The following is a 23,930-nucleotide window of genomic DNA, read 5'->3' on the forward strand; positions in this document are numbered from 1 at the left end:
AGGCGGAACCTGCAAGATCGCGGGGAGTGGCGGGCGGGGTCGTACGATCGCTGCCATGGGCGGGCATGTGACCGGGGCGGCGGGTGCCCTCGCGGACGAGCTGCCGGCGTGGGTGACGCTGCTGCGTGCGCCGAACCCGGGGCCGATGACGCTCGACGGCACCAACACCTGGGTGCTGCGCGCCCCCGGCGAGGAGTACGGGGTGGTCGTCGACCCGGGACCGGCGGACGAGGAGCACCTGGCCGCGATCGCGGCACACGGGCCGGTCGGTTTCGTGTTGATCACCCACGGGCACCCCGACCACACCGAGGGCGCCGCGCGGCTGAGTGAGCTGCTCGGCGGCGCGCACGTGCTCGCCGCCGACCCGGCGCACACCATCGGCGGTGCGCCGTTGACGCCGGACGCCGCGCTGGACGCCGGCCTGGCCATCCGACTCCTGCCCACCCCCGGGCACACCGCCGACTCGGTCTGCTTCCTGGTCGAGCACGGCGACGAGCGGGTCGTGCTCACCGGCGACACCATCCTGGGCCGGGGCACCACCGTGGTGGCCCACCCGGACGGGCACCTCGGGGACTACCTGTCGAGCCTGGAGCTGCTCTCCACGTACCGGGGGATCCCGGCGCTGCCGGGGCACGGCCCGGCGCTGGCCGACTGCGGCGCGGCGGCCGAGTTCTACCTGGCCCACCGGCGGGCCCGCCTGGACCAGGTACGGGCGGCGGTCGCCGAGGGCGCGACCACCGCGCCCGAGGTGGTCGCCAAGGTCTACGCCGACGTCGACCGCTCCCTCTGGTGGGCGGCCGAGTGGTCGGTCCGCGCGCAGCTCGAATACCTGGGAGTGGAGCAGCCGTGACCTGCCCGGTCTGCGGCACGCTCGCCGTCCCCGGGGCGAAGTTCTGCCACAACTGCGGGGCGGCGCTGCCGGCTGCGGCCACCCTGCCCACCGCCGAACGGCGGGTGGTCACCGTGCTCTTCGGCGACCTCTCCGACTTCACCTCCTGGTCGGAGGACCTCGACCCGGAGCGGGTCGGCGCGGTCACCGACCGGGTGCTGGCCGCCCTCGCCGGTGCGGTGAAGACCTTCGGCGGGCACGTGGACAAGCTGACCGGCGACGGCATCATGGCGGTCTTCGGGGCGCCGGTGGCGCACGAGGACGACGCCGAGCGGGCGGTCCGGGCGGCGCTGTCCATGCAGCGGGCGGTCCGCCGGGTGCTCGACGACGAGCGGGGCGGCGGTGCGCCGCTCGGCCTGCGGGTCGGCCTGAACACGGGTGACGTCATCGCCGGCATCCAGGCTGCGATCGAGTACACCGTCATCGGCGACACGGTGAACACCGCCGCCCGGCTCGCCGACGCCGCCGCCGTCGGCGCGGTCTACGCCGGCGGGCGTACCGCCGCCGCCACCCGGCACGTCGCCTCCTGGCGGGCGCTGCGCCCGCTGCGGCTGAAGGGCAAGCGCGAGCCGGTCGAGGCGTACGAGCTGCTGGGCCTCCTGGACGCGCCGGGCACCCGGTCCGGTCTCGGCGACGAGGCGCCCTTCGTGGGCCGGGAGACCGAGATCGGCCGGGTGGCCGGCCGGCTCGCCGAGGTGATCGACCGGGGGGAGCCCCGGGTGCTCCTGATGACCGCGGAGGCCGGGATCGGCAAGTCCCGGTTCGCCGCCGAGGTGGAACGCCTCGCCGCCGGCTACGACGTGGGCGCCGGCCGGTACGCCGCGCACACCGGCGCCCGGGTGCTCTCCGTGCGCTGCGCCGCGTTCGGCGAGCGGCGCCGGCTCGCGCCCCTCGCCGACCTGGTCCGGGCGGCGGTCGGCCTGCCCAACGACCCGGCCACGGCACTGACCCGGCCGGCCGTCGAGGAGCGGCTGCGCCGGCTCGGCCAGCGGCTCGCCCGGCTCCCCGGCGACCCGCCCCCGATCGCCGTCGACCAGCTCCTGGCCCTGCTCGGGTACGCGGAACTCCCCGCCGCCGCCGAGAACAGCGAGTGGAGCGCCGCCGCCCCGCCCCCGGACGCCGAGGCCGTGCCGAACGCGGTCGCCGACCTGCTCAGCGCGCTCGCCGTGGAGGCGCCGCTGGCCATCGTCGTGGACGACCTGCACGACGCCACCGCCGAGACCGTCAACGCGCTCGGGCTCACGCTCAACCGGCTCAGCGGCCCGGTGCTGGTGCTGCTGCTCGGCCGGCCCGAGCTGGTGCGTACCGCCGGGGCGCTGACCCGGGTCGCGGATGCCGAGGTGCACGCGCTGCCGCCGCTGCGCGGCGCGGACGCCTCCCGGCTGCTCACCAGCTACCTGGGCGGCGGCAAGCTGCCGCAGGCCGACGCGGACCGGTTGCTCGCCACCGCGCAGGGCAACCCGTTCTACCTGGCCGAGCTGGTCACCCTGCTGATGGAGCGCGGGGCGCTGACCGCCGGGCCCGGCCGGGGCGGGAACGTCGGCTGGCGGCTGGCCCCCGGCTCGCTGGGCAGCCGGCTGCTCTCCCGCGACCTGGCCGCCGTGCTCGCCGCGCGTATCGACGCGCTGCCGCCGGACGCCCGCTCGGTGCTGCGGGACGCCGCGGTGGTCGGCGACACCGTGCCCACCGGCGCCCTGGAGGCGCTCCGCGAGCAGCGCGTCGGGCTGGCCGGCCGGCCGTCGGCGGTGGCGGCGGTCGAGCTGGACCGGGCCGTGGAGGAGCTGCTCCAACGCCGCATGCTGCACCGCATCCGCACCGGCTACGCCTTCGCCACCCCGCTGATGCGGGAGGCCGCGTACGCCGGGGTGAGCAAGGCCGAACTGGCCGAGCGGCACGCCGCGCTGGCCCGCTGGGCCGCCCCGGAGGGCATCGACGCCACCGCCGCCCCGCCCGGCGGGTTCAGCGAGGCGGCCCGGGACGAATTCGTCGCCGAGCACGTCGAGCGGGCCACCGCGCTCGCCGACGCGGTGAAGCTCCGCCCGGACGCGCCGGCCCGCGCGGTGGCCCCGCTCGGCGTCGCCGCACTCGGCCGGGCCGCCCGGCGCGCGCTGCGCTCCGGCGAGCCGGCCCTGGCCGTCGAGTACGCCGAACGCGCCGCCGAGCTGGCCCGCGACGGGCTGCCGCTGGCCGACCGGGTGGTGCACGCCCGGGCGCTGCTCCAGATCGGCCGCCCGAACGACGCGCTCGCCTTCGCCGAGAAGATCGCCGCCAACGCCGGGGACGCGGCGGCCATCCGGGCCAGCTCCCTGCTGCTGGCCGGGCAGGCGCACCAGACCCTCGGCGACGCCGAGCGGGCGGAGCGCTGCTGGCAGGAGGCGTTGCAGGTGGCCACCGCGGCCGAGCTGCCGACGATGCGCGCCTCGGCGATGCGCCGGCTCGGCATGGCCGACTTCATCGCCGGCCGGCTGGGCCAGGCGAGCAGCCGGCTCGCCGCGTCCTACCAGGTCAGCCTCTCCGCGAAGGACCCGCGCGGGCAGGCCTGGTCGCTGCAGAACCTGGCCTGGGTGACCACCACCCGGGGCGACTTCGCCGGCACCGACGCGGTGCTCGGCCGGGCCGCCCGGCTCTTCGCCGAGCTGAAGGACCCGTACGGGCGGGCCTGGCTGCGCGGCACCACCGCGTTCGCCCGGCTGCTCGCCGGCCGGCTCCGGGAGGCGTGCCGCTTGGCGCAGGTCTTCCTGCCGTTCGGGGAGCGGGTCGGCGAGGCGTGGGCGGTCGGCACGCTCCGCGCGGTCGAGGCGTACGCCACCGCCGAGCTGGGCGAGCTGGCCGAGGCGGACCGGGGCGCGCGCCGCGCGTACCGGGAGTTCGCCGAGGTCGGCGATGACTGGGGGCAGGGCTTCGCCCTGGTCGTCCGCGGGGTGGTGGCGCGCGGGCTGGGCGAGCCGGAGCACGCCGCCGACCTGCTCACCGACGCCCTGGGATACGCCGACCAGACCACGCATCCGCTGCTCACCGGGATGGCCGGCACGTTGCGCGGCTTCGTGGCGCTGGACATGGGCGACCACGAGTCCGCCGAGCGGGACGCCCGGGCGGTGCTGACCACCGTGGAACCGCACAACCCGCAGGCCCCCGCCCAGGTGGCCCCCCGGGTGCTGCTCGCCATGGCCCGGCTCGCCGCCGGCGACTCGGCCACCGCGGTGGGACTGCTCGCCCCGGTCGCCACCGCCGCCGCCAACACCCCGTCGCTGCTCTTCTCCCGCCGCCAGACCATGGCCCGGTACGCCTCGGCCCTGCTCGCCCGTGGCCAGCGGGAACAGGCCCTGGACTGGGCGCAGCGGGCGGTGGCCGCCCCGGCCGAGGACGTCCGGAGCCAGGTCATCGCGGCCTGCGTGCTGGCCGAGACGCTGGACGCCTGCGGCCGTCGGGCCGAGGCGCTGGCTCGTGCCGAGGAGGCGGTCCGGCTGGCGTACTCCACCGAGCAGCGCAGCGAGCGGGCCGCCGCCGACGCCCTCCGCGCCCGCCTCGCCGCCGCCTGACCCGCCCCCCCGCACCCTCCGCGCCCCCCGCGCCCCCCGCTCGCGCAGATTCACGGAAAGCGGGGCCTTTCCTGGCCCGTAAGCCACTCTTTCGGTGAATCTGCGCTCACGGGGCGGTGGGAACGGGGGCGGCCGCGCACAGGTTCGGCGGTTTCAGGGGATGTGCGCGTCGGGGGTGGCGGCTAGCGTGTGGGGGTTGAGAGGGAGACCGCCCACGGCGGCGGTCGCGGGTGGGGAGGACGGATGAGGCTGCCGCGCTCCGGCGCCGGCTGGACGATCGCGATCTTCGGGGCCCTGGCGGTGCTGCTGGGCGCGCTCGGGCTGATCTGGCCGGAGGCACAGCTGCGCATGCTCGGGTTCCAGGTGCCGGCCGAGCGGACCGCCGGTGACTACACCGGCACGTTCCTCACCGCGTCCTCGATGGCCTCCTTCAACATGGGGGTCTACTACCTGCTCGCCGCCGCCACCGAGTGGCGGGTGTTCTACCGATTCACCGTCTGGTTCCGCCTGGTCACGTTCACCGTCTTCAGCATCACGGTGCTCTCCGGCGTGGCCCCGGGCCGGTTCTTCTCCGTCGCCGCGTGGGAGGGGCTGGGTGCGGTCGCCACGGCCGTCGGCCTGTGGTGGGACGCCCGCCGCGCGGGCCCCGCCCGGACGGCCGGGGACGAGGCCGTCGGGTCCGCGACGGTGCCGGCGGGCGACGCGGTGTCCTGAGCGACGCGGACCGTTGGGTATTTTCGAGCCGTGACCGAGACCCCGCCCGGCGCCCTCCGGCTGCCCATCGTGCCCGGTCTGACCGACCTGGAGGTCTTCGCCCGGGGCGGCTACGCCACCGTCTACCGGGCCACCCAGATCTCGGTGGGGCGTGAGGTCGCGGTCAAGGTGGAGAACCGCACCCTGGACAGCGAGCGCGACCAGGCCCGGTTCCTGCGCGAGGCGCGGGCGGCGGGGAAGATGTCCTCGCACCCGCACGTGGTCGACCTCTTCGACGTCGGGGTCACCGTCGACCAGCACCCCTACCTGATCATGGAGCTCTGCGACGGGTCGTACGCGGAGCGCATGCGGACCTCCCCGCTGGGTCCGGTGGAGGCCCGCGACCTGGGCGTGAAGATCGCCGACGCGCTCGCCCACTCGCACGCGGCCGGCGTGCTGCACCGGGACGTGAAGCCGGCCAACATCCTCTACTCGCACTTCAACCCGGCGGTGCTGGCCGACTTCGGGCTGGCGGTGCTGGCCGAGGTGCGGGACGCCTCGGTGACCCTCGAGGTGCTCACCCCGGCGTACGCGCCGCCGGAGATGTTCAGCCACAGCCCGCCCTCGCCGGCCGTCGACGTGTACGCGCTCTGCGCCACGCTCTACGCGGTGATGCACGGCCGGCCCCCGCGCTGGCAGTCCGAGCGCAACCCGAGCCTGGTCACCGTGCTGGAGATGTTCCACCAGCCGATCCCCGGCCTGCCCGGGGTGCCGGAGGAACTGGTCGACGTGCTCCGGCTCGGCATGTCCAACGACCCGGACGAGCGCCCGTCCGCCGTGGAGCTGCGCAACATGCTCGCCACCCTCCCGCTCGACGGCGCCTCCCCGGTCAGCGGCGCCCCGGTCTCCGGCGCCCCGGTCAGCGGCGGTGGCCCGACCACCGGCGGGCCGTACACCCTGGGTCGGACGGGGCAGCCGAGTCCGCGCCCGCCGGTGGAGGACGACCACCCGACCATCCCGGCGTCCGCCCGGCGGTGGCGGCGCCGTTGGTTCCTCGGTGGGGCGGGGATGGTGGCGCTGGCCGCCTCGGCCGGTGTGGGGGCGTGGCTGGCCGGTGGTTCGCCGCCGGTGGTGCAGCCGACGCCGGTGGCCAGCGGGGTGGTCGATCCGACCGGGGCCCCGGTGGCGCCGGGCTGCGCGACCGGGGGCGTACGCCTGCCGGCGGGGGCCCGGTGCGCGCCCGAGCTGGAGTGTTTCGGCCCGGTCCGGCTGCGCCGGGACCGCGCGGAGGCGGCCCGGGTGCCGTGCGACGGCCGGCACACCTGGGAGACCTACGCCGAGGGTGACCTGCCGGCGGCCCTGGCCGGGGCCGGCCACGAGGCGGTCGTCGCCGACCCGGCCGTCCAGCGGGTCTGCAACGTCAGCACGTTCCGCCTGGCCAGCGGCATCCGGCAGACGGCCGGCTGGAACCTGGAGGTGCTCCCGCCGGCCGCCGCCGCGGACCGCACCTACCGCTGCCTGGCCGGGCGGGGCGTCGACGCGCTCGCCGTGCCGACCCTCACCGGTCGCTGAGCCCGGTCACCCGCCGGCTCTCCTGGACCTCCCGCGGGTCGAGCGCGTCCAAGGTGTCGGCGTCGACCTCGTGCGCCGCCGTCCGGGGATCCCGGAGCACCTGCGGATCGAACGACTCCAGCGTGTCGGCGTCCATCTCGTACCCGTCGGGCGGTGGCCACGCCGCCGGTGTGGTGTCGCCATCGGCCTGCCGGGCGGCCGAGACCGCCACGCCGGCGATCATCCCGAGCAGCACGCAGAGCAGGGCCAGGGCCACCGACAGGATGCCGGCCGGGCGCCACACCAGCAGCGCCACCAGCACCGTCGCCGCCGCCAGCGAGGCGAGGACGGCCCGCACCCGTGCCTCAGGCCTGGGGAACCAGCTCACCCGTACAGGATCTCCCGGGTCGTCCAGCTGTCAACCGGCCGATCCGGGTGGCTGACCCGGCCGACCGTCCGATGAGGAGGTCACAAAAGCGTCGATCAAGAAAATTTCGTTACGTCAATCGGCAATTTGTCGCTTCGGTCCGCGTTTGACGGGCGGGGCCGGTGGCCGATCATCCCTAGAGTGACGGGGGTCGAGGTCCCCTCGACAGACCCCGTTTCCCCACCGGAAGGCAGCCACATGCCACGTGCAATCCGGTCCCTCACCGCAACAGGGATCGCCGGCATCGTCCTCGCCGGATCGGCGGTCGCACCCGCCGCCGCCTCGCCGGCGCTCGACGGCTGGGGCCGTCCGTCCATCTCGGACGTGACCAGCCCGGCCGAGGCGCGCCGGGTCGACCGGGTGCCGACGCCGAAGCTCGACTGGTACGCCTGCTACGACTACGCCGAGTGCGCCACCGTCCGACTGCCGCTCGACTACGACAAGCCGAAGGGCGCCACCACCGAGGTGGCGGTGCTGCGGGTCAAGGCCCGCGACCAGAAGCATCGGATCGGCAGCCTCTTCCTCAACCCGGGCGGCCCGGGCGGCTCCGGCACCGGCATCGCGCTCGCCGCGCCGTACTTCCTCGGCGCCGACCTGCTCGACCGCTTCGACATCGTCGGCGTCGACCCGCGCGGCGTCGCGGCCAGCGACAACGTCAAGTGCTTCACCTCGGTGAAGGACCAGACCCGGGCGTACGCCGGGCTGAACGTCGCCTTCCCGTGGACGAAGGCCGAGGAGAACGCGTTCATCACGTCGTCCAAGGCGGTCGGCAGGGCCTGCTCGACCACGGGCAGGCCGCTGACCGGCGCCGCCTCCACCGCCGAGGTGGCCCGCGACATGGACGTGCTGCGCCGGGCGGTCGGCGACAAGAAGCTCACCTACCTGGGCTTCAGCTACGGCACCGCGCTGGGCCAGTACTACGCCAACATGTTCCCGGACCGCTTCCGGGCGCTCGTGGTCGACGGCGTGCTCAACCCCAACGCCTGGGTCGGTCAGGGCAAGGCCCGCGACCAGCTCCAGGAGACCCGGCTGCGCAGCGCCGACGGCGCGTACCGGGCGCTGCACGAGATCCTGGTGCGCTGCGCCCGGGCCGGTGCGGAGAAGTGTGCGCTGGCCTCCGGCGACCCGGTCGCCGCGTACGAGACGGTGGCCCAGCGGCTGCGCCGAAAGCCGGTGGTGATCGACGATCCGGACCTCGGGCGGTTCACGGTCAGCTACGCCGACTTCGTCGGGGCCACCCTCGGCTCGCTCTACGACCCGTCCGGCTGGCAGTCCATCATGGACCTCACCGGCCAGCTGCTGGTGCTGACCGACCCGGGTGCCGCCACCACCGCCCGCGCCCAGGCCCGCACCGCGGTGGCGCAGCGCGCCGCCAAGGCCCGCCAGCAGCGCGGGTACGACTTCCCGTACGACAACGGGCTGGAGACCTTCCTCACGGTGGACTGCACCGACGCGTACCACCCGAGGGACGCGGCCGCCTGGCCGGCGCTCGCCGCGCAGGAGGACAGGCGGGCCCCGTACTTCGGCCGGGCCTGGGCCTGGGGCACCGCGCCCTGCGCCCGCAACACCTGGACGGTGCGCGACGAGGACGCCTGGACCGGGCCGTTCGACCGGCGTACCGCCGCCCCGGTGCTGGTGGTCGGCAACTACTGGGACCCGGCGACCAACTACCAGGGCGCGGTCGGCTCGGCGGCGCTGCTGCCGAACAGCCGGCTGCTCAGCAGCGACAGCTGGGGGCACACCGCGTACGGCACCTCGGCCTGCGTGACCGGCGCGGTCGACGCGTACCTGCTGACCGGGGCGCCGCCGGCCAGGGGCACCGTCTGCACCGGTGACGAGCAGCCGTTCGTGGAAGCGCCCGAGGGCGTCCGGGCGACCGCCTCGAAGAGCGCGCTCGCCCGTGCCGGCCGGCCGGGCCGGGGCGAGCCGAAGCGGCTCCCGCCGGTGGTCGCGCCGCTGCCGGTGGTCGGCACGCTGACCGTCCGCTGACGGACCCCCGGGGTACGGCGGGTGATCGGGCATCCGCCGTACCCCGGGCCGTGCGGTGGTGAATCCGGCACGTTTTCAGATACGTCTCCGACTGCAAGGATGACGGAATGTCGTCACTCTCGATACCGCAGGTGACCTATCTCGGCGGACATCCGGTCAGGGCCGACGAGAAGGCGGGGCTCACCGCTGTCGTCAGCCGGTCCGGCATCCTGCTCCGTCGGCGGATCCGGCCGTTCCTGACCGTCACCTGGCCCGCTCTGCGCGGGCTGGAGGTGTGGCAGCCCGGCCTCGACACGTTCGTGCTGTTCGGCCTGTCGCGGGTCGGCGGCGACGGTGCGTCTCTCTACCTGCACCTGGACGACGGCGTGTGTCAGTTCCACGTGCACGGCGTCGCCGCCGCGGAACTGCGGGCGCGGCTCGGCTCGTGGGCGGCGGACGCGGCCGGGCCGCCCGTGCCCCTGCCGGCCATGCCACCGCCGCCGCCGCGCCAGGTGAGCGGCCCGCTCGACGTGGTCAGGATGTCCCTCGATCTCTGGCGCGCGGCCGGTCTCGGCCGGGAGGCCGTGCCCGACCGGAGCACGCTGGCGTACCGGCTGAGCGTCGCCGAGAACCACCGCCTGTCCGGGCGCTTCGGCGAGGCCGTCGCCCTGCTCGAGGCCCTCGCCGCCGGGGCGGCACAGGCGTTCGGCCCGCTCGACGAGGACGCGCTGAAGGTGCGCAACGCGCTCGGCCAGACGTACCTGGAGGCCGGGCAGCTCGACGACGGGCTTGACGTGCTGCGGGAGGTCCTGGCGGCGGCCGAGCACCGGCACGGCAGCGACGCCGAACTCACCCTCGTCGTCCGCAACAACCTGGCCGTGGCCCACCAGCACGCCGGCCAGTACGCGCAGGCCATCGAGCTGCACGAACAGAACATCCGGCACACCGAGCGGAACCGGGGGCGGGACAGCCTGGAGACGATCGGCCGGCGCAACAACCTGGCCGCCACCCTGGCGCTCGCCGGTTACCGGAGGCGGGCCATCGACCTGTACTGGGAGGTCCTCGACGCGCTGGCCGCCGGTAGCCACCACCACCACACCCTGGCGGTCAACGCGCGGCAGAACCTGGCCATCCTGCACAACCCGGCCTGGAAACCGTGACGGCCGGCGGTCCCGACGTCACGGGCGGGGCGCGTCGGCGGACCCGGACCGTCGGGCGCGCGGTAGCACGCCGTCCTTGCGGACGATCGCGGTGACCTGCTCGCCGGTCTCCCCGGTGAGCCGGCCCGGACACGACAGCCCCAACTGGACCGCCAGGTCCCGGCCGTACAGGTCCACGGCGGACTCGACCAGCTCGGCGTAGACGGCGACGCCGAGGCGGGACCGGTACCGGGCGGTGAGCAGGATCGCGAGGCCGACGACCAGCGCCGGCCACCAGAACGCCCCGAGCACGACGTACAGGACGCCCCAGCCGGCCAACCGGGCCGCCGCCGCGCACCGGTCCTGCACGGCGGTCAGTTCGGCGCGCACCTCGTCGGGCAGGACCAGCCACAGCCGCGGCCACACGGCCGCGAGGTCGAGCCCGTAGCTCCGGTGCACCCGTACGTCGGCCGCGTGCAGCCGGTCGCCGATCCAGGTGGGCCGCTCCGGCTCGACGAGGCAGACCGACGCCCGGCGGGCGATCGCCCGGCGGGCCCGGTCGCGCCGCGCGGGATCGGCGGGATCCGCGAGGAATGCCCGCTCCGCCGCCGCCACCTCGACGTCCGCCCGCTCCCACCGTCGCCGACGCCGCTCGGCGAGCCGGCCGAGCACCGGCCCGGATCCGGCCAGGCTCCAGGTCCAGGCGACGAACACGCCCACCGACTGCGCGGCGAGCCCGGCCGCCGCGGCACCGAACAGGAACGCGGCCACGGTGATCAGCAGCGCGGCGCTCCGTCCGGCGGCCGGGGCGGCGGTCACCCCGTCCAGCCAGACCGGCAGCGCCTGAAGGTCCACGGCGTGGCGCTGACCGAGCACGTGCGCCAGGACGATCGCCCCGGCGAACAGCGCCCCCGGCAGCATCAGCGCGACGGTCCACCGGGTCACCAGCTGCTTGCCCAGTTCGGCGAGGAACACGTTCACAACGGAATCCGGGTCTCCCGCAACGGGGTGCCGGTGAGTGGGCACACCGGACGGTCGCCGTCCACCGGCACCGCTCTGGGACAGGGGTCCGGGCCGGGGCAGGCCCAGGCGGCGACCGTCGGGTGCCCACCGCCGCCCAGCCACGGCTCGAACCCGCGTACGCCGGTGGTGAGCCCGTCGATGCCGTGCCGCGCGAACGCCGCGTCGAGCAGGTCGAGGTCCTCCTCCAGCGGGCGGTCCAGCCGCCCCTGGGCGACCGCGGCGGCGATCCGGTCCAGCACCTCGGCGACGCCGTACCGCTCGGCGTACTCGCGTAGCTGCCCGCCCGCGGCCTGGCCGCACAGCCGACCCACCCGCTCCGCCACGAGTTCCAACGCCGCTCCCCGTCCCTCGGTCGGCCGCTTCCGCTGCCACAGTAGCGATCCGGGCGACCGACCACACTGCCCTGTGCTCCCGCCTTCACTCCGCGCTGCCGGATTGGCAGGATCGAAGCGGGACAAAGGCCGGCGACGGAAGCGGGAAGCGATGTCGAGACGGACCACCGGCATGGCCGTCCAGCAGGTCGCCGCGGTGACCGCCGAGTACGAACGGACGGGCGACCCGGACGTCCTGTTCGGCGCCGACCTCTCGTACGACGAGCAGATCCTCGCCACCGCGGCCGGTGCCCGGGGAACGGGCCGGCGGGCGGCGGAGACGCTCGCCCGGCTGCACTGGTACCGCTACCTCCACCTGCCCGGGCTGGACGGTCTGCGGGAGCGCCGCGCGGCGGTCGACCTGTTCCGGCACCTCCACGGCCGGGACCCGGAACTGGTGCCCGAGCCGCTCCGGGACGACTGCCGGCGGAGCGACCCGCCGCGCACGCCGCAACTCTCCGACGTGCTGCTGAGCCAGGCACAGGCCGACCGGATCGCCGGGCTACGGCAGCGGCACCTGGCTGGTTCGGACAAGGCCCTCCGGATGCTCGTCACGCTCTACCGGGAGTGGCTTCCGCACCTGGCCCGGGAGCGCGACGGGAGCGCCGTCCTGCTCCGCGCCGCGCTGCTGACCGACCTCTCGGACGCGTTGGTCAGCCTGGCCGAGGAGAGCGGGGACGGCCTCGGCTACGACGACGCGCTGGACAGCATCACGCAGGCCCTGGCGGCCACCCCGGAGCGCGACCCGCACCGCCTCAACCGCCTGGTCCACCGTGGCCGTCTGCTGGAGCGGTATTTCGATCTGGGCGCCGGCCCGAAGGCCCTGGAACTGGCCGTCGGGGAGTACCGCCGGGCGGCACAACTGAGCTGGCGGCGGCACCCCACCGACCCACAGGTGGTGGCGTGGTTCGCCGCGGCGCTGTGCCGGCTGGCCGAGGTCCCGGGGCAGGCACCCGTCCCGGTCCTGGTCGAGGCGACCGCCGCCTGGCGGGACGCGGTCCACGCCGCCGCCTCGGACGAGTCCGCGACCGCGTCGGCCCTGGAGCGGCTCAACACGGTCGCCAACCTGCTGGCCCGGCACATCGACGCCGACACGGTGCTCACCATCGCCACCGCGGCCCAGCAGCCGGAGGTGATCGACCGGTTCCTGCGGCGGGACGAGCAGCTGGCCGACCGGGTGACGGTGGACGGCTCACCCGAGGTGCGGGCGGCCCGGTACGAGTCATCCTTCCTGCTGTTCGCCACGGTGCCCGGCTTCCACCCGGCCCGCCCGCAGGCGCTGCTGTCGTTGGGGCGGGCCGAGCTCGACCGCTGGGAGTACGGCGGCGAGCTGGCCGGCGCCGTGTGCGCGGTGACCTGGGCGCAGCTGGCCCTGGACGCCACCGAAGCGACGCATCCGCTGCGGCGGAAGGCGCTGAACCTGCTGGCGGCTGCCGCCGGCGACGTGGGGGTGCACGGGCGGGACGAGCGCATGGTCGAGACCGCCGTGTCGGCCGCCCGCGCGGCGCTGGAACTGGCCGGCGAGCAGCCGGACGAGCGCCCGTACCAGCTCGTGGTCCTGGCCGGCGCGCTGTCCGACGCCGGCTGGCTGACCGACGATCGCTACCTGCTGGACGAGGCGCTGCGCCACCAGCGGGAGGCGTTGAGCGCCACGCCCGTACAGGACGAGCTGTACCCGGGGCGGCTGATGACGCTCTCCGGCATGCTGTCCCGCCGGGCGGTGCTGGACCCCGACGACGCGCTCCTCGACGAGGCCGAGGAGACCGGACGGCGGGCCCTCGCGGCCCTCCCGGCCGGCGACCCACGCCGGGTCGGGTTCCTGTTCAACCACGCGAGCAGCCTGTCCCGGCGCGCGGTCCCGCGGCACGACGAGGACGCCCTGCTGGCGGCCGAGCGCACCTACCGGGAGGCGCTCGCCCTGCTGCCGCCGGACCACCCCGACCAGCCGCGGATCCGCAGCTCGATCGCCGAGACCATGTACCAGCGGCATCTGCTCGGCGGGGACCTCGACGTGCTGGCCGAGGCGGTGGCGCTGGCCAGACAGGCGCTCGGGCAGACCCCGGCCGGGCACCACTGGTGGGCGCTCCGGGCCGGCCTGCTGGCCCGGGCGGCGGCCGAGCTGGCCAGATCGGGAGGGCCGGATGCCGACCGGGCCCGGGCCGAGGCCATGGACACCTACGCCGCGATCGCCGCCGCCCCCCGGGCGGACCCGCAGACCCGGATCAGGGCCGAACGCCGCCAGGCCGAACTGGCCCGCGAGGCGGCGGACCCCGCCGCCCGGCTGGCCGCCCTGGAACGGGCGGTGCTGCGGATGCCGACCTCCGTCGGCCGGTCGTTGGCCGGCCGGCGCCGGCTCGGCGCCCTCGCCGGACTGGGCGGGTTGGCGGCCGAGGCCGCCGCGGCCGCGATCGGGGCGGGGGACGTCGACCGGGCCGTCGAGCTGCTGGAGCGCGGCCGGGGCCTGCTGTTCCACGAGGCCCTCGGGGTACGCGGCGGATGGGCGGAGCTGCGGGCCACCAGCCCGCAGTTGGCCGCGGAACTCGGCCGGATCGACCGGGAGCTGGCGGAGGCGGACGCCTACACGCACGTCCAGAAGTTCGAGATAACGGTCGAGCGCCGGTCGGCGTCCGGGGAACTCCTGGGCAGCAGCAGCCGGGACTGGGACCCCCGGGCCTACTGGGAGCCGCGTACCCGGGAGTTGGCCGCCGAACGGGACCGGTTGATCGAGCGGATCCGGCGGCTGCCCGAGTTCGGCGACTTCCTGCGGCCACCGTCGCTGCCGCTGCTGCGCCGCCGGCTCGCGGGACTGCCGGTCGTCGTCGTCAACGTGTCCGGGGACCGGGGCGACGCCCTGATCGTGCCGCCGGACCCGGGGCGGCCCGTGCAGCCGGTCCGGCTCCCCGACCTCTCCGAGGCCGCCGTCCAGCGGCAGGTGGTCCGGTGGTACGCGGCGATCTCCGACGCGACCGACCCGACGGTCCCGTTCGACCGGCGGGCCGCCGCCCAGGAGGACCTGCACGGCATCCTGGCCTGGCTGTGGGACGCCGTCACCGGGCCGGTGCTGGACCGGCTCGCACCCGACGGCGATCCGGCGCCCCGGATCTGGTGGTCACCGGTCGGCGCGCTCGCCCGCCTCCCGCTCCACGCGGCCGGTCACCACCGCGAGCCGGTCCGCCGGCGTACGGTCTTCGACCGCGCCGTGTCCTCCTACACCCCGACCCTCACCGCCCTCGCGCACGCCGCGGCGGAGCGACCACGCCCACCGACGACCCCCACGGCCGCCGTCGTCGGCGTGCCCACCGCGCGGAACCTGCCCGCGCTGTCCCAGGTACGCGCCGAGGTCGAGCAGGTCGCCAAGCTGATCCCGGGCTCGACCGTGCTCACCGGCACCGGGGTGGCGCTGGCCGCGGTCGAGGACGCGCTGCGGGCTCACCCGATCGCCCACTTCGCCTGCCACGGCGAGGCGAACGCCGGCCTCACCGCCATGCTGACCGGTGGCCTCCGGCTCGGCGACGCCGGTTCGCTCAGCCCGCACATGGTGGGCTCCTACCACCTGGAGCGGGCCGAACTGGCGTTCCTCTCCGCGTGCGCCACCGCCGAGACGCACCCGACGTTCACCGACGAGCCGCTGCACCTGGCCGCCGCGTTCCAGCTCGCGGGCTTCCGTGGCGTGGTCGGCACGACGTGGCGCACCACGGACAGCGCCGGGATCGCCGAGGCGTTCTACGCCGGCCTGACGAACGGCGGCAGCCAGCCCCCGGACACCGCCGCCGCCGCTCGGGTGCTGACCGAGACGGTCCGGGCGGTACGCGACGAGTTCCCCGCGACGCCGACCCGGTGGGCCGGCCACCTCCACGTCGGGCTGAACCGTCCGCTCTGAGCGCGCACCCGCGGCTGACCGCGACACGCCGGGACAGGACGGGCCGGCAGTCAGTACGACTTGTCCTGGCCGAGGACGTGCTGGGCGACGAAGTTGAGGATCATCTCGCGGCTGACCGGGGCGATCCGGCCGGCCCGGACCGCGCCGAGCAGGGTGGCCACCCCGTACTCGGTGGTCATGCCGGCCCCGCCGAGCGCCTGCACGGCGGTGTCCACGGCGAGCGCGGCGGCCTCGCCGGCCGCGTACTTGGCCATGTTGCCGGCGACGCCGGCCTCCAGGTCCCGCCCGGAGTCGTAGAGGGTGGCCGCCTTGTGGATCATCAGTCGGGCCAGCTCCACCTGTACGGCGGCGTGCGCCAGCGGGTGGGCGACCCCCTGGTGGGAGCCGATGCTCCGCCCACCCCACACCTTCCGGGTGGCGGTGTACCCGCTGGCCCGCTCGATGGCGTACCGGCCGGTGCCGGCACCCATCGCGGCGACGGTGATCCGCTCCGGGTTGAGACCGGAGAAGAGCGCCGGCAGCCCGGCGTCCAGGGACTCGCCGACCAGCGCGTCGGCGGGCAGCCGGACGTCGTCCAGGTAGAGCAGGAACTGGTTCTCCGGGGAGAGGATCTCCATGTCCAGCTTGGACCGCTCCAGCCCGGGGGCGTCGGTCGGCACGAGGAACAGCGCCGGCTTCAGTTTCTGCGGAGACGCGTCCGCTGAGCCGGCCCGGCCGTCTTCGACGGCGACACGCGCCACCACCAGGACGTGCCCGGCCTCGTCAACGCCGGAGATGTAGCACTTGCGGCCGGAGAGCAGCCAGTCGTCGCCGTCCCGGCGGGCCACCGTGCCGAGCCGGTGGAAGTTCGAGCCGGCCTCCGGCTCGGTGATCGCGAAGACGATCTTCTGCGAGCCGTCGGCGAGCCCGGGCAGGTGGCGTTTGCGCTGCTCCTCGGTGCCGTGCTTGTTGATCACGGTGGCCGCGATGGCGGGGGAGACCACGAGCAGCAGCAGCGGGCAGCCGGCCGCGGCCAGTTCCTCGCAGACAATGGCCAGCTCGGTGATGCCGCCGCCCCCGCCGCCGTACTCGGTGGGGATGTTGACGCCGAGGTAGCCGAGCCGGCCGGCCTCGTGCCACAGCTCGGTGGTGTGTTCCCCCGATTTCGCTTTCGCTACGAAATAGGAGTGACCGTACCTGCGGCCGAGCGTCCGGACGGCGTCGCGGAGCTGGTCCTGCTCGGGGGTCAGGTCGAAGTTCATCGCGGGTCCTCCTCGGTGGTCACCACGGCCAGCACGGTCCCGGTGTCGACCTGTCCGCCGGCCGGCACGGGCAGGTCGGCGACCACGCCGTCGGTCGGGGCGAGCACGGGGTGTTCGAGCTTCATCGCTTCCAGGGTCAGCAGCAGGTCACCGGCGGCGACCCGCTGGCCGACCTCGACGTGCACCCGGGTCACCGCGCCGGGCAGCGGCGCGAGCAGCGACCCGGCCGCCAGCTCCGCGGTGGGCAGCGGGAAACGCGGCAGCTCGACGAGGCTCGTCGCCCCGTCCGGGCCGTCCACGAAGACCGCCGACCCCACCCGGTGTACGCGGAACGCCCGCCGCACCCCGTCGACCTCGAGCACGACCCGATCGAAGGCTGCCTCGACCAGAGCGACGCCCGGCACCGAGCACTCGGCGAGCGCCCCGGTCCGGTCCAGCCGGTACCGGACCTCGATCTCGCCGTCCGCCATGGTGAAACGGGCGGCCTGCGGGAGGGCCGGCACATTCCGCCAACCGGACGGCAACCCGGCCAGCACCGGTGCCGAGACGCGCCGGGCGGCGGCCGAGGCCAGCGCGGCGGCCAGCGCGGCGAGGGGGAGCTGGTCGGCCGGGGGCAGCGGGGCGAAGACCTCCTCGTGCCGCTCCAGGAAGCCGGTGTCGATCTCCACCGCGCCGAACTCGCGGCTGCGCAGCACCCGGACCAGCAGGTCCCGGTTGGTGGCGACGCCGTGCAGCTCGGCGCGGGCCAGCGCGGCCGCCAGGGCCCGCGCCGCCTCCGCCCGGGTGGGCGCCCAGGCGACCAGCTTGGCCAGCATCGAGTCGTAGTGGACGCGCACCACCGAGCCGTCGGTGACCCCGGAGTCCAACCGGAGCCCGCGAAGCGGGGTGAACGCGCCGGCCACGCCGGGGATCGCGAAGCGGTGCAGGGTCCCGGTCGCCGGGCGGAAGCCCTGGGCCGGGTCCTCGGCGCAGAGGCGTACCTCGATCGCGTGGCCGTCGGACGGCGGGGTCGCCGCCAGCGGCAGCGGCTCGCCCTCGGCGACCAGCAGTTGCAGCCGGACCAGGTCCAGCCCCGTGACCGCCTCGGTGACCGGGTGCTCCACCTGGAGGCGGGTGTTCATCTCCAGGAAGAAGAACGCCCCGTCGGGCGCGAGCAGGAACTCGACCGTTCCGGCGCCCACGTAGTCCACCGCCCGGCCGGCGGCCACCGCCGCCGCGTGCAGCCGTTCCCGCAGCTCCGGGGCGAGGACCGCCGGCGCCTCCTCGACGATCTTCTGGTGCCGGCGCTGGATCGAGCAGTCCCGCTCGCCGAGGGCCAGCACCGTGCCGTGGCTGTCGCCGAAGATCTGCACCTCGACGTGCCGGCCCCGCTCGACGTACCGCTCGATGAAGACCGTGCCGTCGCCGAACGCCGCAGCGGCCTCGCGGCGCGCGGAGGCGACGGCCTCGGCGAGCCCGGCGGCGTCGCGGACCACGCGCATGCCGCGCCCGCCGCCGCCTGCGGCCGCCTTGACCAGCACCGGGAAGTCCGTCACCTGGTCGGCATCGGTCCAGGTCGGGAGCATCGGCACGCCCGCGTCGGCGAGCAGCGCCTTGGCCGCCATCTTGTCGCCCATCGCCGCGATCGCCTTGGCCGGCGGGCCGACCCAGGTCAGCCCGGCGTCGGTGACCGCCGCGGCGAACTCGGCGTTCTCGGCGAGGAAGCCGTACCCCGGGTGCACGGCGTCGGCACCCGCCTTGCGGGCCGCGGCCAGGATCAGGTCGATCCGCAGGTACGTCTCGGCCGGCGTGTTCCCGGGCAGCCGCACGGCCTGGTCGGCCTCGGCGACGAAGGGCGCGGCGGCGTCCGCGTCGGAGTGCACCGCGACCGTCTCCACGCCGAGCGCGCGGCAGGTGGCGAAGACCCGGCGGGCGATCTCGCCCCGGTTGGCCACGAGCAGTCTCTGAATCATGTCCGCCTCACATCCGGAAGACGCCGAAGCCGTCGGCGCCCCGCACCGGTCCGTTGTGGATCGCCGACAGGCAGAGCCCGAGGACGGTACGGGTGTCCCGGGGATCGATCACCCCGTCGTCGTAGAGCCGGCCGGAGAGGAAGAGCGCGCCGGACTGCGACTCGATCTGCTGCTCGACCATCGCCCGCATCGCGGCGTCCGAGTCCTCGTCGTACTCGCGTCCCCGGGCGGCGGCGGCCTGCCGGGCCACGATCGACAGCACGCCGGCGAGCTGCGCCGGCCCCATCACCGCCGACTTGGCGTTCGGCCAGGTGAACAGGAACCTCGGCTCGTATGCCCGGCCGCACATGCCGTAGTTGCCGGCGCCGTACGAGGCGCCCAGGTTGACCGTCAGGTGCGGGACCTTCGAGTTCGACACCGCGTTGATCATCAGGGCGCCGTGCTTGATGATGCCGCGCTGCTCGTACTCGGTGCCGACCATGTAGCCGGTGGTGTTCTGCAGGAAGACCAGCGGGGTGTCGGCGGCGTTGGCGAGCTGGATGAACTGGGCCGCCTTCTGCGCCTCCTCGCTGAACAGCACGCCCCGGGCGTTCGCCAGCACGCCGACCGGGTAGCCGTGCAGCTCGCCCCAGCCGGTGACCAGCGCGGTGCCGTAGGCCGGCTTGAACTCGTCGAACTCGCTGCCGTCCAGCACCCGGGCGAGGACCTCGCGCGGGTCGAACGGCACCTTCAGGTCGGCGCTGGCGATGCCGAGCAGCTCCTCCGGGTCGTACCTCGGTGGCTGCGGGACGGGGTTCCGGGGCCCCGGGCCCTGCTTCCGCCAGTTGAGCCGGCGTACGCACTGCCGGGCCAGCCGGATCCCGTCCCGCTCGTCCTCGGCGAGGAAGTCGGCCAGGCCGGACTTCGTGGCGTGCATGGCCGCCCCGCCCAGCGACTCGTCGTCGGTGACCTCGCCGGTGGCCATCTTCACCAGCGGCGGCCCGGCCAGGTACACCTGCGACCGGTCCCGGATCATGATGGTGAAGTCGGACATCCCCGGCACGTACGCGCCGCCCGCGGTGGCGTTGCCGAAGACCACGCTGACCGTGGGGATCTTCGCCGCGGAGAGCCGGGTCAGGTCGCGGAACACCCGGCCGCCCGGGATGAAGATCTCCGCCTGGGTGGGCAGGTCCGCGCCGGCCGACTCGACCAGGTTGACCATGGGCAGCCGGTTGGCCAGCGCGATCTCGCCGGCCCGCCGGGTCTTCGCGAGGGCCCACGGGTTCACCGCGCCGCCGCGTACCGTCGGGTCGTTGGCGACGATCAGGCACTCCACGCCCTCGACCACGCCGATGCCGGTCACCGTGCTGGCCCCGACCGGGAAGTCCGTCCCGTACGCGGCCACCGGCGACAGCTCCAGGAACGGGCTGTCCGGGTCGAGCAGCAGCTCGATGCGCTCCCGGGGGAGCAGCTTGCCCCGCTTGTGGTGCCGGGTCACGTACTTCTCGCCGCCGCCGGCGCGGGCCTGGTCGAGCGCGGCCTCCAGCTCGGCGAGGCGTTCCAGCAGGGCTTCCCGGTTCGCCCGGTAGGCCGGCGCGGACGGGTCGAGCGCACTGTCCAGCGTGGTCACAGGCCGATACCCTTCGCGATGATCTCGTTCATGATCTCGGTGGTGCCGCCGCCGATGCCGAGGATCCGGGCGTCCCGGTAGTGCCGTTCCACCTCGGCGTCGCGCAGGTAGCCGAAGCCGCCGTGCAGTTGCAGCGCCGCGTCGACGACGTGGTCGCACGCGGCCACCGCCACGTTCTTCGCCATCGCCACCTCGGTCACCACGGGTTGGCCCGCGGCCACCCGTTCCGCCACGTCGTGCACGTACGCCCGGGCGGCCTCGGCCCGGGTGTGCATCTCGGCCAGCCGGTGCCGGACCAGCTGCCGGCTGGCGAGCGGCCGGCCGAAGGTGGACCGGTCCCGGCACCACGTCGCCGCCAGCTCCACGCAGCGCTGCGCGGTCGCGTACGCCTGGGTGGCCAGGGAGAGCCGCTCGCTGGCGAACTGCTGCATGATCGCGAGGAAGCCGGTGTCCTCCGGGCCGATCCGGTTCGTCACCGGCACCCGTACGTCGACGAAGGAGAGCTCGGCGGTGTCCGAGCAGTGCCACCCCAGCTTCTCCAGCCGCCGGCCGACGGTGAACCCGGGCGTGCCCTTCTCGATCACCAGCAGGCTGAGCGCCCCGGAGCCGGGCAGGACGGTGCAGACGGCGGTGGTCACGAAGTCGGCGCGGAGCCCGCTGGTGATGTAGGTCTTCGACCCGTTCACCACGTAGTGGTCGCCGTCGAGCCGGGCAAAGGTCCGGATCCCCGCCACGTCGGAGCCGCCGTCCGGCTCGGTGATCGCCAGCGCGCCGATCATCGTGCCGGCCAGGGTCGGCCGGACGTACCGGTCGATCAGGTCGTCGTTCCCGGCGGCCACCATGTGCGGCAGCGCGATGCCGTGCGTGAACAGCGCCGCGACCAGGCCGGACGAGCCGCCGGAGCGGATGATCTCCTCGGTGACCACGATCGAGTCGAGCAGGTCGCCGCCGCTGCCGCCGACCTTCTCGGGGAAGCCGATGCCGAGCAGCCCGATCTTCGCAGCTGTCTCGTGCAGCGACCGGGGCACCTCGCCGGCCCGCTCCCAGTCGGCCAGGTGCGGCAGCACCTCCCGGGTCACGAAGGCCCGGGTCAGCTCGCGCAGCTGCCGCCGTTCGGGGGTGTCCACGATGGTCACGACTGTCCCTCCCGGTGGGTCGGTGCGGCCGACCCGACGGGCAGCCCGGCCGGCAGGTCGACCACTCGCGAGCGGAGCAGTTCACCGAGCGCCTTGGCCTGCGGGTCGAACCGGGTGGAGGCGGCCACGCCCAGCCCGAGCAGGCCGCGGATGACGAAGTTGACCGCGCGCAGGTTCGGCAGCTCGTACCGCTCCACGGTCAGCGGTGCGGTCTCCGGCAGCAGCTCGCCCAGCCGCTCGACGGTGAGCCAGCCCCGCAGCCAGGCCCAGGTCGCGTCCGTGCGGGCCCAGACGCCCAGGTTGGCGTCCCCGCCCTTGTCCCCGGACCGGGCGCCCACCAGCTCCCCGAGCGGCGCCCGCCGGGTCGGTCCGGCAGGTGCCGCCGCGGTCTCGGGCCGGTGCGCTGGGGCGGCCGCCGGCACGGCCGCCGTCCGCGCGGGCGGGGCGATCGGCACCCGGGCCCCGTCGGGTAGTACCGCCACGTGCGCCACCGCGTCCTGCGGCACGGTGTCGGCGGTGAAGACGCCGTACGGGGTGGCGTCGCCGGGCAGGGTGGTCAGCGTGCAGCCCGGGTAGGAGGCCAGCGCCAGCTCCACCGCGGCCGCCGAGAAGGCCCGCCCGGCCCGCGCCTTGTCGCCGTCCCGTAGGTGTACGTGCAGCAGCGCGCTCGCCGCCTCGGTGTCGGCGGCGTCCGGGTGGTCGGTCCGGGCCAGGGTGAACTCCAGCCCTTCCTTGCCGACCGCCTCCTCCAGTTGGCCGCGGACCAGGGCCGCCTTGGCCGGGATGTCCAGCCCGCAGAGCACGAACGTCATCGAGTTACGGAAGCCGCCCAGGTTGTTGACGCCCACCTTGAGCGTGTCCGGCGGCGGCGTGCCCCGGACCCCGGAGACCCGTACCCGGTCCGGCCCGTCCTGGGTCAGCTGCACCGTGTCCAGCCGGGTCACCACGTCCGGCCCCAGGTACGCCGGCCCGCCCACCTCGTACAGCAGTTGGGCGGTGACCGTCTCGACGGTGACCGCGCCCCCGGTGCCCGCATGCTTGGTGAGCACCGACGAGCCGTCCGGGTGGATCTCCGCGATCGGGAAGCCGGGGCGGTGACCGCCGTCCGGCAGCTCGGTGAAGAAGCTGAAGTTCCCGCCGGTCACCTGCGCCCCGCACTCGATCAGGTGCCCCGCGACGGTGGCTCCGGCCAGCGCGTCCAGGTCGTCCCGGCCCCAGCCGAACCGGGCGATGGCCGGGCCGACCGTCAGCGAGGCGTCACTCACGCGTCCGGTGACCACGACGTCCGCCCCCGCGTCGAGGCAGGCCGCGATCCCGAACGCCCCCAGGTACGCGTTCGCGGTCAGCGCGTCCGGCCGGGCGAGGGCGTCGCCCTCGACGTACCCGACGCGCACGGTGAGGCCGAGCCGGCCGGCGAGCGCGCCGATCGCGGCGGCCAGCCCGGCCGGGTTGAGCCCACCGGCGTTGGTGACCAGCCTGACCCCCCGGTCCAGCGCGGTGCCGAGGCAGCCCTCCAACTGGCGGAGGAAGGTCTTCGCGTACCCGAGTGAGGGATCGCGCAGCCGGTCCCGGCCGAGGATCAGCATGGTCAGCTCGGCCAGGTAGTCGCCGGTCAGCACGTCCAGCCCGCCGCCGTCGAGCATCTCCCGCCAGGCGGAGAGGCGGTCGCCGTAGAAGCCGGAGGCGTTGCCGACCCGGAGCGGCACGCTCATGCCGGCACCCCGCCGCCGGCTGCTTCCCGCTTGCCGCCGGGCGGGCCGGCGAACGCCTGCGCCACGTCCAGCCACTCGTCGGCCACCGGTCCGGTGGCGACCAGGGCCAGGTCGGCGCGGTGCCGGCGCTGGGTCACCAGCAGGCAGAAGTCGAGCGCCGGGCCGGTGACCCGGTCGGCGGCGTCCGCCGGGCCGAAGGCCCAGGTCTCCCCGTCGGGCCCGGCCAGCTCGACCCGGACCGGCGCGGTCGGCACCGCACGGCCGTGGGCGGCGAAGCCGTGCCCGAGGGTACGGAAGCCCAGGTGCGCGACGTGCCGCAGGCGGCTGGTCGGGGTACGCCGGACGCCGAGCGCGTCGGCCACGTCCTCGCCGTGCGCCCAGGTCTCCATGATCCGGGCGGTCGCCATCGACGCGGGCGACATCCGGGTGCCGTACCAGGGCAGCTTCTCCCCGGCGGGCACGGCGGCGAGGGCCGATACGAGCGCCGCGCGGCCGTCCCGCCAGCGGGCCAGCAGTGCGGTGGGCGGGGCGAGGAACGACTCGGCGCCGTCGTCGACCAGCCGGGACGGGTCCGGCGCGGAGGTGACCGAGGCGTAGAACGCGTCGGTGTCGGTCGCGGCCAGGTGGGCCACGTGGTCGGTCCAGGCCAGGTGGGCGATCTGGTGGGCGGTCGTCCAGCCCGGGGCCGGTGTCGGCCGGTCCCATGCTTCCGGCGGCAGCGGCGCGACGAGGGCGTCGAGCTGCTCGGACTCGGCGGTCAGATCCGTGAGCAGGGCGGTCAGGTCGACCATGGTGCCTCC

At 75.3% G+C, this 23,930-nt stretch carries 16 protein-coding genes; 7 read left to right on the forward strand and 9 right to left on the reverse strand.

Annotation, left to right across the window (positions count from 1 at the left end; all coding sequences use genetic code 11):
• Positions 1-55: 55 nt before the first annotated feature.
• The 4 genes from ACGFI9_RS15010 (at position 56) to ACGFI9_RS15025 (ending at position 6,693) form a co-directional block, all read left to right on the forward strand.
• Positions 56-850: an MBL fold metallo-hydrolase gene (locus tag ACGFI9_RS15010; protein ID WP_393178537.1), complete on the forward strand. Its 795-nt coding sequence runs from the start codon at positions 56-58 to the stop codon at positions 848-850.
• A complete protein-coding gene (locus tag ACGFI9_RS15015) occupies positions 847-4,428 on the forward strand; it encodes an adenylate/guanylate cyclase domain-containing protein (RefSeq protein WP_393178538.1) in 3,582 nt (1,193 codons plus the stop codon). The genes ACGFI9_RS15010 and ACGFI9_RS15015 overlap by 4 nt, the downstream gene beginning before the upstream one ends.
• 243 nt (positions 4,429-4,671) lie before the next feature.
• A complete protein-coding gene (locus ACGFI9_RS15020) occupies positions 4,672-5,142 on the forward strand; it encodes a hypothetical protein (RefSeq protein WP_393178539.1) in 471 nt (156 codons plus the stop codon).
• 30 nt (positions 5,143-5,172) lie between these two features.
• A complete protein-coding gene (locus ACGFI9_RS15025; protein ID WP_393178540.1) occupies positions 5,173-6,693 on the forward strand; it encodes a serine/threonine-protein kinase in 1,521 nt (506 codons plus the stop codon).
• Here ACGFI9_RS15025 and ACGFI9_RS15030 read toward each other — a convergent pair.
• Positions 6,680-7,060 carry a hypothetical protein gene (locus ACGFI9_RS15030; protein WP_393178541.1) on the reverse strand — a complete coding sequence of 127 codons (381 nt, stop codon included), beginning with the start codon at positions 7,058-7,060 and terminating at the stop codon, positions 6,680-6,682. The genes ACGFI9_RS15025 and ACGFI9_RS15030 overlap by 14 nt on opposite strands.
• Before the next feature lie 237 nt (positions 7,061-7,297).
• On the opposite strand from ACGFI9_RS15030, the gene ACGFI9_RS15035 reads away from it, so the two are divergent.
• Positions 7,298-9,088 (forward strand): alpha/beta hydrolase, encoded by a 1,791-nt coding sequence (locus tag ACGFI9_RS15035; protein ID WP_393178542.1) that lies wholly within the window; start codon positions 7,298-7,300, stop codon positions 9,086-9,088.
• A 107-nt stretch (positions 9,089-9,195) separates the two neighbouring features.
• The gene (locus ACGFI9_RS15040; RefSeq protein WP_393178543.1) at positions 9,196-10,227 is read left to right on the forward strand and encodes a tetratricopeptide repeat protein; all 1,032 of its coding nucleotides are present in this window, start codon (positions 9,196-9,198) and stop codon (positions 10,225-10,227) included.
• A gap of 18 nt (positions 10,228-10,245) precedes the next feature.
• Here the strand turns inward: ACGFI9_RS15040 and ACGFI9_RS15045 are convergent, their stop codons facing one another.
• Both ACGFI9_RS15045 and ACGFI9_RS15050 read right to left on the reverse strand, forming a co-directional pair.
• Entirely contained in the window at positions 10,246-11,187 is a 942-nt protein-coding gene (locus ACGFI9_RS15045; protein WP_393178544.1) for a hypothetical protein, read from the reverse strand.
• Positions 11,184-11,561 carry a hypothetical protein gene (locus tag ACGFI9_RS15050; protein WP_393178545.1) on the reverse strand — a complete coding sequence of 126 codons (378 nt, stop codon included), beginning with the start codon at positions 11,559-11,561 and terminating at the stop codon, positions 11,184-11,186. The genes ACGFI9_RS15045 and ACGFI9_RS15050 overlap by 4 nt, the downstream gene beginning before the upstream one ends.
• Positions 11,562-11,712: 151 nt before the next feature.
• Here ACGFI9_RS15050 and ACGFI9_RS15055 point away from each other — a divergent pair, with 151 nt between their 5' ends.
• Positions 11,713-15,480: a CHAT domain-containing protein gene (locus ACGFI9_RS15055; protein WP_393178546.1), complete on the forward strand. Its 3,768-nt coding sequence runs from the start codon at positions 11,713-11,715 to the stop codon at positions 15,478-15,480.
• Positions 15,481-15,530: 50 nt separating this feature from the next.
• Here the strand turns inward: ACGFI9_RS15055 and ACGFI9_RS15060 are convergent, their stop codons facing one another.
• Genes ACGFI9_RS15060 through ACGFI9_RS15085 form a run of 6 tightly spaced genes read right to left on the reverse strand, consistent with a single transcriptional unit; the run spans position 15,531 to position 23,921 of the window.
• On the reverse strand, positions 15,531-16,721 hold the full coding sequence (locus ACGFI9_RS15060; protein ID WP_393178547.1) for an acyl-CoA dehydrogenase family protein: 1,191 nt from the start codon (positions 16,719-16,721) through the stop codon (positions 15,531-15,533).
• On the reverse strand, positions 16,718-18,673 hold the full coding sequence (locus ACGFI9_RS15065) for a biotin carboxylase N-terminal domain-containing protein (protein WP_393178548.1): 1,956 nt from the start codon (positions 18,671-18,673) through the stop codon (positions 16,718-16,720). The genes ACGFI9_RS15060 and ACGFI9_RS15065 overlap by 4 nt, the downstream gene beginning before the upstream one ends.
• A 7-nt stretch (positions 18,674-18,680) precedes the next feature.
• Positions 18,681-20,282: an acyl-CoA carboxylase subunit beta gene (locus tag ACGFI9_RS15070; protein WP_393178549.1), complete on the reverse strand. Its 1,602-nt coding sequence runs from the start codon at positions 20,280-20,282 to the stop codon at positions 18,681-18,683.
• Positions 20,279-21,418, reverse strand: a complete 1,140-nt coding sequence (locus ACGFI9_RS15075; RefSeq protein WP_393178550.1) for an acyl-CoA dehydrogenase family protein — start codon at positions 21,416-21,418, stop codon at positions 20,279-20,281. The genes ACGFI9_RS15070 and ACGFI9_RS15075 overlap by 4 nt, the downstream gene beginning before the upstream one ends.
• Entirely contained in the window at positions 21,415-23,130 is a 1,716-nt protein-coding gene (locus ACGFI9_RS15080) for an acyclic terpene utilization AtuA family protein (RefSeq protein ID WP_393178551.1), read from the reverse strand. The genes ACGFI9_RS15075 and ACGFI9_RS15080 overlap by 4 nt, the downstream gene beginning before the upstream one ends.
• Positions 23,127-23,921, reverse strand: coding sequence for a TIGR03084 family metal-binding protein (locus ACGFI9_RS15085; RefSeq protein ID WP_393178552.1), 795 nt, complete (start codon positions 23,919-23,921; stop codon positions 23,127-23,129). The genes ACGFI9_RS15080 and ACGFI9_RS15085 overlap by 4 nt, the downstream gene beginning before the upstream one ends.
• Positions 23,922-23,930 lie beyond the last annotated feature (9 nt).

The sequence above is a fragment of the Micromonospora sp. NPDC048930 genome (genome assembly GCF_043197935.1).
In the GTDB taxonomy this organism is placed as follows: domain Bacteria; phylum Actinomycetota; class Actinomycetes; order Mycobacteriales; family Micromonosporaceae; genus Micromonospora.